12 protein-coding genes are annotated in these 12,676 nt (G+C 70.4%); all 12 read left to right on the top strand.

The window, feature by feature from the left end; genetic code table 11:
* Positions 1–5 precede the first annotated feature (5 nt).
* The 12 genes from DFJ64_RS18460 to DFJ64_RS18515 all read left to right on the top strand — a co-directional run bounded on the left by DFJ64_RS18460 (position 6) and on the right by DFJ64_RS18515 (position 12,631).
* The gene (locus tag DFJ64_RS18460) at positions 6–1,112 is read left to right on the top strand and encodes an ABC transporter ATP-binding protein (protein ID WP_115851572.1); all 1,107 of its coding nucleotides are present in this window, start codon (positions 6–8) and stop codon (positions 1,110–1,112) included.
* A gap of 44 nt (positions 1,113–1,156) precedes the next feature.
* Entirely contained in the window at positions 1,157–2,524 is a 1,368-nt protein-coding gene (locus DFJ64_RS18465) for a replication-associated recombination protein A (protein WP_115851573.1), read from the top strand.
* Positions 2,525–2,638: 114 nt separating this feature from the next.
* A complete protein-coding gene (locus DFJ64_RS18470) occupies positions 2,639–3,058 on the top strand; it encodes a DUF948 domain-containing protein (RefSeq protein ID WP_115851574.1) in 420 nt (139 codons plus the stop codon).
* Positions 3,055–3,354, top strand: a complete 300-nt coding sequence (locus tag DFJ64_RS18475) for a DUF6167 family protein (RefSeq protein ID WP_211310668.1) — start codon at positions 3,055–3,057, stop codon at positions 3,352–3,354. Before DFJ64_RS18470 ends, DFJ64_RS18475 begins: the two co-directional genes overlap by 4 nt.
* Entirely contained in the window at positions 3,354–6,035 is a 2,682-nt protein-coding gene (gene alaS / locus DFJ64_RS18480) for an alanine--tRNA ligase (protein ID WP_115851575.1), read from the top strand. Before DFJ64_RS18475 ends, alaS begins: the two co-directional genes overlap by 1 nt.
* A gap of 13 nt (positions 6,036–6,048) precedes the next feature.
* Complete coding sequence (gene ruvX, locus DFJ64_RS18485; protein WP_115851576.1) at positions 6,049–6,549, top strand: Holliday junction resolvase RuvX; 501 nt, start codon at positions 6,049–6,051, stop codon at positions 6,547–6,549.
* Positions 6,546–7,649 carry an endolytic transglycosylase MltG gene (mltG, locus tag DFJ64_RS18490; RefSeq protein WP_147304760.1) on the top strand — a complete coding sequence of 368 codons (1,104 nt, stop codon included), beginning with the start codon at positions 6,546–6,548 and terminating at the stop codon, positions 7,647–7,649. Before ruvX ends, mltG begins: the two co-directional genes overlap by 4 nt.
* Positions 7,650–7,666: 17 nt before the next feature.
* On the top strand, positions 7,667–8,530 hold the full coding sequence (locus DFJ64_RS18495; protein WP_115851578.1) for a shikimate dehydrogenase: 864 nt from the start codon (positions 7,667–7,669) through the stop codon (positions 8,528–8,530).
* 43 nt (positions 8,531–8,573) lie between these two features.
* Positions 8,574–10,040 carry an FAD-binding oxidoreductase gene (locus DFJ64_RS18500; RefSeq protein WP_115851579.1) on the top strand — a complete coding sequence of 489 codons (1,467 nt, stop codon included), beginning with the start codon at positions 8,574–8,576 and terminating at the stop codon, positions 10,038–10,040.
* A 75-nt stretch (positions 10,041–10,115) separates the two neighbouring features.
* Positions 10,116–10,823, top strand: a complete 708-nt coding sequence (locus DFJ64_RS18505) for a prepilin peptidase (RefSeq protein WP_211310669.1) — start codon at positions 10,116–10,118, stop codon at positions 10,821–10,823.
* Between the two features lie 123 nt (positions 10,824–10,946).
* Positions 10,947–12,128: a chorismate synthase gene (gene aroC, locus DFJ64_RS18510; RefSeq protein ID WP_115851580.1), complete on the top strand. Its 1,182-nt coding sequence runs from the start codon at positions 10,947–10,949 to the stop codon at positions 12,126–12,128.
* Positions 12,128–12,631 carry a shikimate kinase gene (locus DFJ64_RS18515; RefSeq protein WP_115851581.1) on the top strand — a complete coding sequence of 168 codons (504 nt, stop codon included), beginning with the start codon at positions 12,128–12,130 and terminating at the stop codon, positions 12,629–12,631. Before aroC ends, DFJ64_RS18515 begins: the two co-directional genes overlap by 1 nt.
* Positions 12,632–12,676 lie beyond the last annotated feature (45 nt).

The following is a 12,676-nucleotide window of genomic DNA, read 5'->3' on the forward strand; positions in this document are numbered from 1 at the left end:
CTGACATGACCAACACCTCGACCGCACCCTCGCAGTCGTCCACGGCCGGCGACCCGCCGCTTCTCGAGGTGGAGAATCTCGTCAAGCACTTCCCGGTCCGGTCGGGCGGCGTGTTCCGGCGGGTGGTCGGGCAGGTTCGAGCCGTCGACGGGGTGTCCTTCACGGTCGGTCGCGGGACGTCCCTCGGCCTGGTCGGGGAGTCAGGCTGCGGCAAGTCCACGACGGGACGTCTGGTGACCCGGCTGCTCGACCCGAGCAGCGGGCACATCCGGTTCGAGGGCACCGATATCGCGTACCTGTCGCAGAAGGAGCTCATGCCCTACCGGCGTGAGATCCAGATGATCTTCCAGGACCCGTACTCGTCCCTCAACCCGCGCCACACCGTCGGCTCGATCATCGCGACGCCGCTGCGGGTCCACAACATCGTCCCGAAGAACAAGATCGAATCCCAGGTGCGGGAGCTGCTGGAGGTCGTCGGGCTCAACCCCGAGCACTCCAACCGCTACCCGGGCGAGTTCTCCGGTGGGCAGCGCCAGCGCATCGGCATCGCTCGCGCGTTGGCTGTTCGACCGAAGCTGATCGTCGCTGACGAGCCGGTGAGCGCGCTCGACGTCTCGATCCAGGCGCAGGTGATGAACCTTCTGGAGGACCTCCAGAAGGAGTTCGGGATCTCCTTCCTGTTCATCGCCCACGATCTCGCCGTGGTCCGGCACTTCTGCCCGCAGGTAGCGGTGATGTACCTCGGCAAGATCGTCGAGATCGCCGATCGGGACCGGCTCTACAAGCAGCCGCACCACCCGTACACCCAGGCGCTCCTGTCGGCGGTTCCGGACATGCAGCAGGCGCGGGTCGGCGGCCGGAGAGAGCGCATCCGGCTCTTCGGTGACGTGCCCAGCCCCATCGACCCACCGTCGGGGTGCCGGTTCCGTACCCGTTGCTGGAAGGCCCAGGACATCTGCGCCCAGGAGGAGCCGCCGCTCCGACGCCTGGCCGACGGGCACTTCACCGCCTGCCACTTCGCGGCGCCGCCGACGCTCAAGGACGCCAAGGAGAGCCAAGTGGCCGCGGCCGACGCGGCCAGCAGCGGTGAGGCCGTCACGGCGCAGGTCTGACGGCATCCGTCGAGCCGGGGGATGGCCGCGGCTACCCTCGCCTTGTGGCCGAGGAGGCGCTGTTCGAGGTACCCGGCAGTGGTCCGTCGCGGGCTCGCCAGGGTGGTGGCAGTCTGGCTGATGCCGAGCATGCCTCCGCCCCGTTGGCGGTCCGGATGCGTCCACGGAGCCTTGACGAGCTCGTCGGCCAGTCCCACCTGCTGGCGCCTGGTTCGCCCGTGCGGCTCCTGATCGAGGGCGACCAGCCGATGTCCTTGCTGCTGTGGGGGCCGCCCGGGTCCGGGAAGACGACGATCGCGTCCATCCTGAGCCGCCAGACAAATCGCGATTTCGTCGAGCTGTCGGCGGTCACCGCTGGTGTCAAGGATGTCCGTGCCGTGATCGACGCGGCCCGGCGGGAGCTGGGTCGCGGTCGGGAAACGGTGCTGTTCGTGGACGAGGTCCACCGGTTCAGCAAGGCGCAGCAAGACGCGTTGCTGCCGGGCGTGGAGAACCGCTGGGTGACCCTCGTGGCGGCGACGACGGAGAACCCCTTCTTCTCGGTGATCTCACCGTTGCTGTCCCGGTCGCTGTTGCTTCGGCTGGAGCCGCTGTCCGACGACGACATTCGCGAGCTGGTGCGCCGCGCCGTCACAGACGAGCGCGGACTGGCGGGCGCGGTGACGGTGGCTCCCGACGCGGAGAACCATCTGGTTCGGATGGCAGGAGGAGACGCGCGGCGGGCGCTGACCTACCTGGAGGCCGGAGCGAGCGCCGCCCTCGCCAAAGGCGCCCGCGAGCTCGACCTGACGACGTTGGAGACCGCTGTCGATCGCGCGGCGGTGCGCTACGACCGGGACGGCGACCAGCACTATGACGTCACGAGCGCCCTGATCAAGTCCATCCGCGGAAGCGACGTCGACGCCGCGCTGCACTACCTCGCCAGGATGATCGAGGCCGGGGAGGACCCTCGCTTCATCGCGCGTCGGCTGGTCATCCTCGCCAGCGAGGACGTCGGAATGGCCGACCCCACCGCGTTGACCGTCGCGGTCGCGGCACACCAGGCGGCGCAGTTCGTCGGCCTTCCCGAGGCGGCGATCAACCTCGCCCAAGCCGTGATCCACCTCTCGCTCGCCCCGAAGTCCAACGCGGTCGTGAAGGCCATCGGCGCGGCGCTCGAGGACGTGCGGAAGGGACGGATCGGGCCCGTCCCCGCACACCTGCGGGACGCCCACTACGGCGGCGCTTCCCGCCTCGGACACGGTGCCGGCTACCAGTACGCCCACGACGACCCCCGTGGCATCGTCGCGCAGCGTTACGCGCCCGACGCCGTGGCCGGGCGGAGGTACTACGAGCCCACCGAGCGGGGCGCGGAGCGTGCGCTGGCCGAGCGTCTCGCGCGCATCCGGAAGATCTTGGCGGGGGAGGAGTGACGCCGGCCCTCGTGGCCGTGGCTGGGGGACGCGTGCTGCCGGCAGGCGAGCGATCCGACACGGCGTGTAGGGGCAGCGCCCAAGTTCTGGCGGGCCGTTATAGGTTTGGTCGCCATGACTGCCGGTGAGATCGCGGGACTGATCGCCGCTTCCGCACTGCTCCTGCTGGTCGGGGTCTTGACCTATCCGATCGTCAAGCTGGGCAAGACCTTGGAGGAGACTCGTCAGTGGATCAGTGGGGCGAAGGACCGCAGCCTGCCGCTGATCGATGAGGTGAACACGACGGTCTCGATGACCAACGCCCAGCTGGCCCGTGTGGACGCCATCACCGCCCGGGCGGAGACTGTGTCTGAGAACATCGCCGGCCTGTCCTCCCTCTTCGCCGCCACGCTCGGGGGCCCCTTGGTCAAGGTGGCCGCCTTCTCCTACGGTGTGCGCCGTGCCATCGCCGCTCGCGACCGCAAGGAGATCGAACGTCGCGTCCGAGCCGAGATGAAGGGTGGCCGACGCAAGAGGGGAGCGCATACGGCATGAAAAGGCTATTTTGGGTCGCCGTCGGCGCCACCGTCGGTGTGCTCGTCGTGCGACGGCTCTCCCGCAGCGCCGAGCAGTTCACGCCGCAAGGTCTGGCTAGACAGATCGCCGAGCTGGGTGCGGCGATCCGAGCGTTCGGGGAGGAGGTTCGGGCTGGCATGGCGGCACGCGAGGAGGAACTGCGCAGCGCCCTCGCCCTCGACGAGCCCCACCCCAACGGCTCCGCAGGGATCGACGCTGATGCCGCCGAGCGGCTCGCCCGAGACCCCAACGCGACCTGGAAGGACACCCACTGATGGAAACGGCCGAGATCCGTCGGCGCTTCCTGCGCTTCTTCGGAGAGCGCGGACACACGATCGTGCCGTCGGCCTCACTGCTGCTCGACGATCCGAACCTGCTGTTCGTCAACGCGGGGATGGTGCCGTTCAAGCCGTACTTCCTCGGCCAGGAGACGCCTCCATACCCGCGGGCGGCCAGCGTGCAGAAGTGCGTGCGGACCGCCGACATCGACCAGGTCGGCAAGACCGCGCGGCACGCCACGTTCTTCCAGATGAACGGGAACTTCTCGTTCGGCGACTACTTCAAGGAACGTGCGATCGAGCTGGCCTGGGAGCTGGTGACCAAGCCGGTGTCCGAGGGAGGTTTCGGACTGCCGGAGTCGCGGATCTGGGTCACCGTCTACCACGAAGACGACGAGGCCGCCCGCATCTGGGAGCGCAGGATCGGCATCCCGGCGGAGCGCATCGTGCGCCGCGGCATGGCCGACAACATGTGGTCGATGGGCGTGCCAGGGCCGTGCGGTCCCTGCAGTGAGATCTACCTCGACCGCGGTCCTGAGTACGGCCGAGACGGCGGCCCGGAAGCCGACGAGGACCGCTACCTGGAGTTCTGGAACCTCGTCTTCATGCAGTGGGAGCGGGGCGAGGGGCCCGCGAAGGACGGCTACCCGATCATCGGCGACCTGCCGGCCCGCAACATCGACACCGGCATGGGGCTCGAGCGGATGGCCGCCCTCATGCAGGGTGTCGACAACATCTACGAGAACGACGAGATCCGGCCCGTTCTCGACAGGGCGGCGGAGCTGGCTAACCGTCGCTATGGCGCCAACCCCGACGACGACGTGCGTCTGCGGGTCGTGGCCGACCACGTGCGGTCGGCGCTGATGATCGTCGGCGACGGCGTCATCCCCGGCAATGAGGGTCGGGGCTACGTGCTGCGTCGCATCCTCCGCCGCGCGGTGCGTCAGATGCGCCTCCTCGGCGTCGAGGAGGCCACGATGCCTGAGCTGCTCCCGGTCAGCCTGTCCCGCATGAAGGCGTCGTACCCGGAGTTGGAGCAGGACTGGGGCCGGATCAGCTCGGTGATCTACGCCGAGGAGGAGACGTTCCTCAGCACGCTCAAGTCCGGCACCCAGATCTTCGACCTGGCGGTCGAGGAGAGCAGGCGCGCCGGGAGCACGGTGCTGAGCGGCGCCAAGGCCTTCCAGCTGCACGACACCTACGGATTCCCGATCGACTTGACGCTGGAGATGGCGGCCGAGCGGGGCCTTACCGTCGACGAGGAGGGCTTCCGCCGGCTCATGGAGGAGCAGCGTCGGCGGGCCAAGGAGGACGCGGCCGCGCGCAAGTCGGCGCACGCGGACCTGTCCGCCTACCGCTCCGTCGCCGAGACCCTGGGGCGGTCGGTGGAGTTCACCGGCTACGACGAGGTGGTGTCCGAGGCCAAGGTGGCGGGCCTGCTCCTCGACGGTCGGCCGGTGTCGGAGGCGCGGGAGGGCGACACCATCGAGCTGGTGCTGGACCGGACGCCCTTCTACGCCGAGGGCGGTGGCCAGCTCGCCGACGAGGGCATCATCGAGCTGCCGAGCGGTGCGCGGATCGCCGTCCACGATGTCCAGTCGCCGATCACCGGCCTCATCGTGCACCAGGCGAAGGTGCTCGAAGGCGAGGTCGTCGTCGGCGCGGCCGCGCTCGCCCAGGTCGACGTCGAACGTCGTCGCGCCATCTCGCGGTCCCACACCGCGACTCACATGGTGCACAAGGCCATCCGCGAGGCCCTCGGTGAGACCGCGGTGCAGGCGGGCTCGGAGAACGCGCCAGGGCGCTTCCGGTTCGACTTCACCGCGACCGGGCCGGTGCCGGCGAGCGTCCTCGCCGAGACCGAGGAACGGGTCAACGAGCTCCTGCTGGCCGACCTGCCCGTCACCGCCGAAGTGATGCCGCTCGCCGAGGCCCGTGCCATGGGCGCGATGGCGCTGTTCGGGGAGAAGTACGGCGACGAGGTTCGCGTGGTCTCCGTGGGTGAGTGGGCGCGTGAGCTCTGCGGCGGTACTCACGCCGGTCGGTCCGGCCAGCTCGGGGTCGTGAAGCTGCTGTCGGAGTCCTCGATCGGGAGCGGCGTTCGTCGGGTGGAGGCGCTCGTCGGGGCCGACGCCTACCGCTTCCTCGCGCGCGAGCACGTCCTCATCGCCCAGCTCAGTGAGGCGCTGAAGGCGCGACCGGAGGAGCTGCCCGACCGCGTCGCGACCATCGTGGACCGGCTGCGCGCCGTCGAGAAGGAGCTGGAGCGACTTCGCGTCCAACAGGTGCTGGCGGCCGCCAGCGAGCTCGCCGCCAACCCCAAGGACGTCGCCGGGGTGGCCGTGGTGGCCCACCGCGCGCCCGAGGGGGCTTCGGCCGGCGACCTGCGCAAGCTGGCGCTCGACGTCCGCGGTCGGATGTCGCGGGAGCGGCCCGCCGTTGTGGCGATCGCCGGCGTCGCGGGTGGCCGTCCGTCCGTCGTCGTCGCCCTCAACGACGCGGCACGGGACCGGCAGCTGGCCGCGGGCGAGCTGGCCAAGCTCGCCGCCCGAGTCCTCGGCGGTGGAGGTGGCGGCAAGCCTGACGTCGCCCAGGGTGGCGGTACCGACCCCAGCAAGGTCGACGAAGCGCTCCGTCAGGTCGAGCAGGCGGTCCGGACGCAGGTCACCAGCGCCTGAGAGCGGTCGTGCGATGCGTGGTGGCGTCCGGCTGGCTGTCGACGTCGGGGAGGTCCGCATCGGGGTGGCCCGGTCCGATCCCTCCGGCACCCTGGCGGTCCCCCTCGAGACGATCCGGCGGGGCCCCGGCGACCTCGACCGAATCGCCGCGCTCGCCGCGGAATCGGAGGCGGTCGAGGTCGTCGTCGGCCTTCCGGTGTCGTTGTCAGGGAAGGAAGGGCCCGCCGCCAGCAAGGTGCGAGCGTTCGCCTCGGATCTCGCCCGTCGCCTCAGCCCTTTGCCGGTGCGGCTCGTCGATGAGCGGCTGTCGACCGTGGGCGCCCACCAGGCCTTTCGGGCCCGAGGGCTCTCGACGCGTCAGACACGTGGGCGCGTCGACCAGGCGGCCGCTGCCATCATCCTCCAGAGCGCCCTTGACGCCGAGCGTTCGACAGGTGCACCACCAGGCGCCGTCGTCTCCGCGCCGGAGGCGGGCGAGCGGAAGCGGACTGGGAACGGGAAGGACCGTCAGTGAGTCAGCTCGGGTTCCGTACCTCGGGTCGTGTACACCACCGCCGGTGGACTAGCTGCCTGGCGGTCCTGATCGCGATGGCGGTGCTGGGCGGCGCCGTGGGGTTCGCCACGATCAAGGGAAAGGAGTACCTCGCCCAGGCGTTCACCGTTCCGGACTACTCCGGACCGGGCGAGGGCACCGTGGTGGTGCAGGTGACGCGTGGGCAGAGCAACCGCGACATCGCGGTCACGCTCGAGGAGAAGGGCGTCGTCAAGAGCGCGGAGGCTTTCACCCGGGCGGCCCGTCAAGACAGTCGAGCGCTCGGCATTCAGCCAGGGTTCTACCGGCTCCGCGCGCGGATGAGTGCCAAGGAGGCGCTCGAGCTGATGCTCGACCCCACCAGTCGGATCTCCGATCGGGTGACGATCCCCGAGGGGCGCCGGCTGACCCAGGTGGTGGAGATCCTCAGCAAGAAGACCAACATCCCGGAGGCAGAGTTCCTCGCGGCGCTCAAGGATCCGGAGTCGCTGGGCCTTCCGCCGTACGCCAAGGGCAAGCCGGAGGGCGTGCTCTTCCCGGCCACCTATGACTTCGACCCCGGTACGACGGCGACCTCGCTGCTGCAAGCCATGGCGCGGGCGCACATCGAGGTGGCCGAGGAGCTCGACTTGGTCCGGAAGGCCAAGGAGATGGGGCGGACGCCGCTCGAGATCGTCACGGTGGCGAGCCTGGTCGAGGCCGAGGCGCGGCGTCCGGAGGACTTCGGCAAGATCGCTCGGGTGATCTACAACCGCCTGGAGGCGGGGAAGAAGCTCCAGTTGGACTCCACCGTCCACTACGCCGTCAACCAGTACGGACGGATCACCACGACCCAAGAGCAGCGGGCGAACCCGTCCCCGTACAACACCTACGTCCACGAAGGGCTGCCGCCGGGGCCGATCAACGCGCCGGGGAAGGCCGCGCTCAAGGCCGCCCTGGATCCCACGCCCGGGGACTGGATGTACTTCGTGACGGTCAACCCGGACACGGGTGAGACCAAGTTCGCCAAGACCTTGGCCGAGCACGAGGAGTACGTCCGAAAGTTCCAGGCCTGGTGCCGGGCCAACAAGGGACGTTGCTGACGGGAGGATCGCTGGACATGGGCAGTCCTTGGGGGACCGGGCGTCGCTGCGCTGTGCTGGGCTCACCGATCGCCCACTCCCTCTCGCCGACGCTCCACCAGGCCGCCTACGCCCGGCTCGGGCTCGACTGGCGCTACGACGCCTTCGAGGTTGACGAGGGTGGGCTGCCCGGCTTCCTCGACTCGTTGGACCCGAGCTGGCGTGGGCTCTCGCTCACCATGCCGCTGAAGCGGGTGGTGATCCCGCTGTGTGACGAGGTCTCGGAGCTGGCGAGGCGCGTCGGCGCGGTCAACACGCTGCTCCTCGACGAGGGTCGGCGGGTCGGTGCCAACACCGACGTCCCTGGGCTCGTGGCAGCGCTGCGGGAGCGAGGGGTGGCGGCCGCGACGAGCGCGCTCCTGCTCGGCGTGGGGGCGACCGCCTGCTCGGCGATGGCCGCGTTCGCCGAGTTGGGGATTGCCAGGGTTCACGCGGTTGCGCGGGATCCGGCCAGGGCAGGTGAGCTGTGTGCCCTGGCCGCCGATGTCGGTATCGAGGTGTCCGTGGTGCCGTGGGCGGAGGCGACCGAGGTCCCCAGCGTGGACCTCGCCGTCTCGACCGTTCCCGAGGCCGCCGCGGCGACGCTCGCTGATGTCGTGGCGGAGCGGGCCGACGTGGTGTTCGACGTGCTCTATCACCCGTGGCCGACCCGCCTGGTGGTGGCCGCGAAGGCCGCGGACCGAGCGGTCGTGGGGGGCCTTGACCTGCTCGTCCACCAGGCCGCTGCGCAGGTGGAGTTGATGACGGGATGCGCGCCGGCACCAGTCGCCGAGATGCGGGCTGCCGGTGAGGCCGCGTTGGAGGCCAGGGGCCCGACCCGGGGGGTTGTCGCCGGCGACTGAGTGACGCCGGCGACAAAGCGACAACGAAACACGGGGGGCAGCAATGACGGGGGGACGCGTAGGTCGTCGTGCCTTGTTGGGCGCCGCGGCGCTCGCGGGTGCGAGCGGTCTCGTGGGTTGCGGGACGCGGAGTGGTCTCTGGCCTGGTGACGGGGGCACCTCCGCGCCGACGCCGTTGTCGACGCCGACGCCGGGGGACTGGAACGCGCTCGCGGAGTCCATCGCCGGCAAGCTCCTGCGGCCAGGGGATGCCGGCTACGACGAGGCGCACCAGCTCTACGACCCGGCCTTCGACGGGACCGAACCGGCGGCGGTGGCGCAGTGCAAACGACCAGCCGACGTCGCGGCGGTGCTGGAGTTCGCCCAACGCTTCGGCTTGCCGGTGACCTCCCGTTCCGGCGGCCACTCCTACGTGGGTGCGTCGACCAACCAGGGTGGCATCGTGATCGACGTCCGTCCGATCAACTCGATCACCTGGACCTCCAGCGACGTGGCGATGGTGGGCGCGGGGGCGAACCTGCAGAGGGTCTACTCGGTGCTGGCCGAGCGGAACCGGCTCATTCCGGCGGGCTCCTGTCCGTCCGTGGGGGTCGCCGGTCTCACCCTCGGCGGCGGCTTCGGCCTGGGGACCCGTGCCTTCGGGCTCACCTGCGACGTGGTCGAGCAGGTGCAGATCGTCACCGCGGACGGGAAGGTCAGGATCGCCAACGAGACCGAGAATCCCGACCTGTTCTGGGCATGCCGCGGCGGCGGAGGAGGCACGTTCGGCGTCGTGACCGCGTTCTGGTTCCGCACCGTGCCCTCTCCCTTCATCGGCACGTTCCGCGCCGCCTGGGACTGGCCGCACGTCGCGACGGTCATCGAGGGCTGGCAGCGGTTCCTCAAGAACTCGTCGGACGAGGTGTGGACCGACCTCTTCCTCGAAGCCGACCCCAACGGCGACCAGTCGGTGCACGTCTTCGGGTTGGACATCACCAACGACCCCGAGCCCCAGCTGACCCGGCTGCTGAACGCGGTGGGCGTCGACCCGGTGTCCCAGAGCATGGCGAAGGACGAGACCATCGGGCCGTCCGGCAGCGACGCCCGAACCGTCTTCTACGCCGGGAGTGACGTCTTGGGCGGACCGATCCCGAGCTCCGGCCTCGACGGGGTCATCGCGGCGATGAACAAGGCCGCTGCGTCCAGGCTCGCGGCGACCGCGCTCTTCGACTCGTTGGGGGGCGCCGTCTCCAGGATCGCCGTCGACGCCACGGCGTTCCCCTGGCGGAAGGCGTTCGTGTCGATCCAGTGGTACGCCGAGCCCGGTCGCGCGACGCCTCGGGCCGCCCGGGACTGGATCGCCGTCGGGCACCGTGCCGTGGCCCCGTGGTCGGTCGGCGCGTACGTGAACTACCTGGAGGCCATCCGCACGAACGGTCGGATCTACTTCGGCCCGAACCTGGACCGGCTGCGCGAGGTGAAGGCGACGTACGACCCGAACGACGTCTTCGTGCCGCCGTACTCGTTGTGAGCAGCGTCGTCGTGAGCACCGCCGTCGCGGTGAGCGAGACGACGTCGACCACGGCACTCACTAGGCTCGCCGGCTGTGACGGTCTCCGACGTGGCGCTCGTGGTCGGCTGCGGTCTGCTCGGAGTACTCGCGGGGGCGGTCATCCCACCATGGGTGGCTCGGCTTCCCGAGCCACCCATGGTGGACGGCGAGACCAAGGTCCCCTACGCCGAGCTCGCCCGGCGACCCGGGCTCGCGGTGGCAGGGGCGGCGCTCCTGGCCCCCTGTTTCGGCCTCCTGGCCTGGCGGCTGGGCACTGACGCGGCGTTGCCCGCCGTGCTCTACGTCGCCACGGTGGGTGTCCTCGTCGGCTACGTCGACCTGCGCGTGCGACTGCTGCCGAATGCCGTCGTGCTGCCGTCGTACGGGGTCGTGATCGCCCTCCTCACCGTGGCCGCCGCGTGGTCGGACGCGTGGGGCAGTCTGCTCCGGGCGCTGGTCGGCGGCATCGCCTTGTGGGGCTTCCTGGCCTTTCTCGGCGTCCTGGCGCCCTCCGGCATGGGGTTCGGGGACGTCAAGCTGGGTGGCGTCCTCGGGCTCACCTTGGGATGGTTCGGCCTGGGCCACGTCGTGGTGGGGATCTTGGTGGCGTTCGTGTTGGGCGGCCTGGTGAGCCTCGGGATGATCCTGACCCGTCGCGCCACCCGGACGACGGCCATCCCATTCGGCCCGTTCCTCGTGCTTGGGTTCGTCGTGGCCGTGTTGGGAGGAGACCTCCTGGTCGACTGGTACCTCGGCGGGTGAGGACCCCGCCGGAGGAGGACATGCCGGCCGCCATGATCGGCGGTTGAGGTTTCCGCCGGCTCCTTCCCGCCGGCGGCGAAGGGCCGCTCCGCCGGGTCACGGCCGGCGTGAAAGACTTCGGTCATGCTCCGCTGGTTGACGGCGGGGGAGTCCCACGGCCCCGCCCTCGTTGCGATTCTGGAAGGACTGCCCGCCGGTGTTCGCGTGACCTCGGAGGACGTGGCCCGGATGCTGGCCCGCCGCCGCCTCGGATACGGGCGCGGCGGCCGGATGTCCTTCGAACGCGACGAGGTGGAGATCATCGGCGGAATCCGGCACGGCGTCACCCTCGGCAGCCCGGTCGCGATCAGGATCGGCAACACCGAGTGGCCGAAGTGGCAGCAGGTGATGGCGGCCGACCCGGTCGACCCGGCCGCGCTGGAAGGACTCGCCCGCAACGCCCCCTTGACGCGGCCTCGACCTGGCCACGCCGACCTGGCCGGCATGCAGAAGTACGGGTTCGACGAGGCACGGCCGATCCTGGAGCGGGCCAGTGCTCGGGAGACGGCGGCCAGGGTGGCGCTCGGGGCGGTCGCGATCGCCTTCCTCCGGCAGGCCTACGACATCACCATCGCCAGCCACGTCGTCGAGCTGGGGAGTGTTCGACTCGCGCCGGGGCGGATGCCGTCGTCCGTCGACGATCTCGAGCGGATCGACGCTGACCCCATGCGATGCGTGGACCCCGAGACGAGCCGAGCGATGGTCGCCGAGGTCGACACCGCGCGCAAGGAAGGTGACACCCTCGGTGGGGTCGTCGAAGTCGTCGCCTGGGGCGTCCCGCCTGGCCTGGGGAGCCACGTGCACTGGGACCGCAGGCTCGACGCTCGGCTGGCCGCGGCCCTCATGGGCATCCAGGCCATCAAGGGCGTGGAGATCGGAGACGGCTTCGAGCTCGCCCGCACGCGAGGCTCCGCCGCGCACGACGAGATCGTCCCCACGCCGGACGGCATTCGGCGGGCCTCCGGTCGCTCCGGTGGCACCGAGGGCGGGATCAGCACAGGCGAGCTCCTGCGGGTTCGGGCGGCGATGAAGCCGATCTCGACCGTCCCGCGCGCCCTGCGGACCGTCGACGTCGCCACTGGTGAGCCAGCCCGGGCGCACCACCAGCGGTCGGACGTGTGCGCGGTGCCCGCCGCCGGCGTGGTGGCCGAGGCCATGGTGGCCCTCGTCCTGGCCGACGCGGCCTTGGAGAAGTTCGGGGGTGACTCGCTCGAGGAGACCCAGCGCAATGCCCGGGCCTACCTGGAGAACCTGAGGATTCGCTGATGGCGCCAGTCGTGGTATTCGTCGGCCCACCTGGATCGGGCAAGACCACCGTGGGGCGACTGGTCGCGGAGCGCCTGGGGGTGAGCTTCCGCGACACTGACGCTGACGTGGAGGCGACGGCGGGGAAGTCGATCTCCGACATCTTCGTCGACGACGGGGAGCCGCACTTCCGTGCGCTCGAGCGGGACGCGGTCAAGATCGCGCTCGCCGACCACGACGGGGTGTTGGCCCTCGGCGGTGGGGCGATCCTCGACGACCGGACGCGGGCGGACCTGCGGGACCACCGGGTCGTCTTCCTCGACACGTCACTGTCGGACGCGGCGAAACGGGTCGGGCTGGACACGTCGCGGCCGCTGCTGCTGGGCAACGTCCGGGGACAGCTCAAGCGGCTCCTGGAGGAGCGTCGCCCGCTGTACCTGGAGGTCGCCACGGTGACGGTCACGACTGACGGCCGGCAGCCGTCGGAGATCGCCGACGAGGTCCTGCGGGCCGTCACGACGTGACGTCCCGAACCACCCACAGCCGCCCAGAGAAAGTCGAAGAGGTCT

Source organism: Thermasporomyces composti, from assembly GCF_003386795.1.
Lineage (GTDB): Bacteria > Actinomycetota > Actinomycetes > Propionibacteriales > Actinopolymorphaceae > Thermasporomyces > Thermasporomyces composti.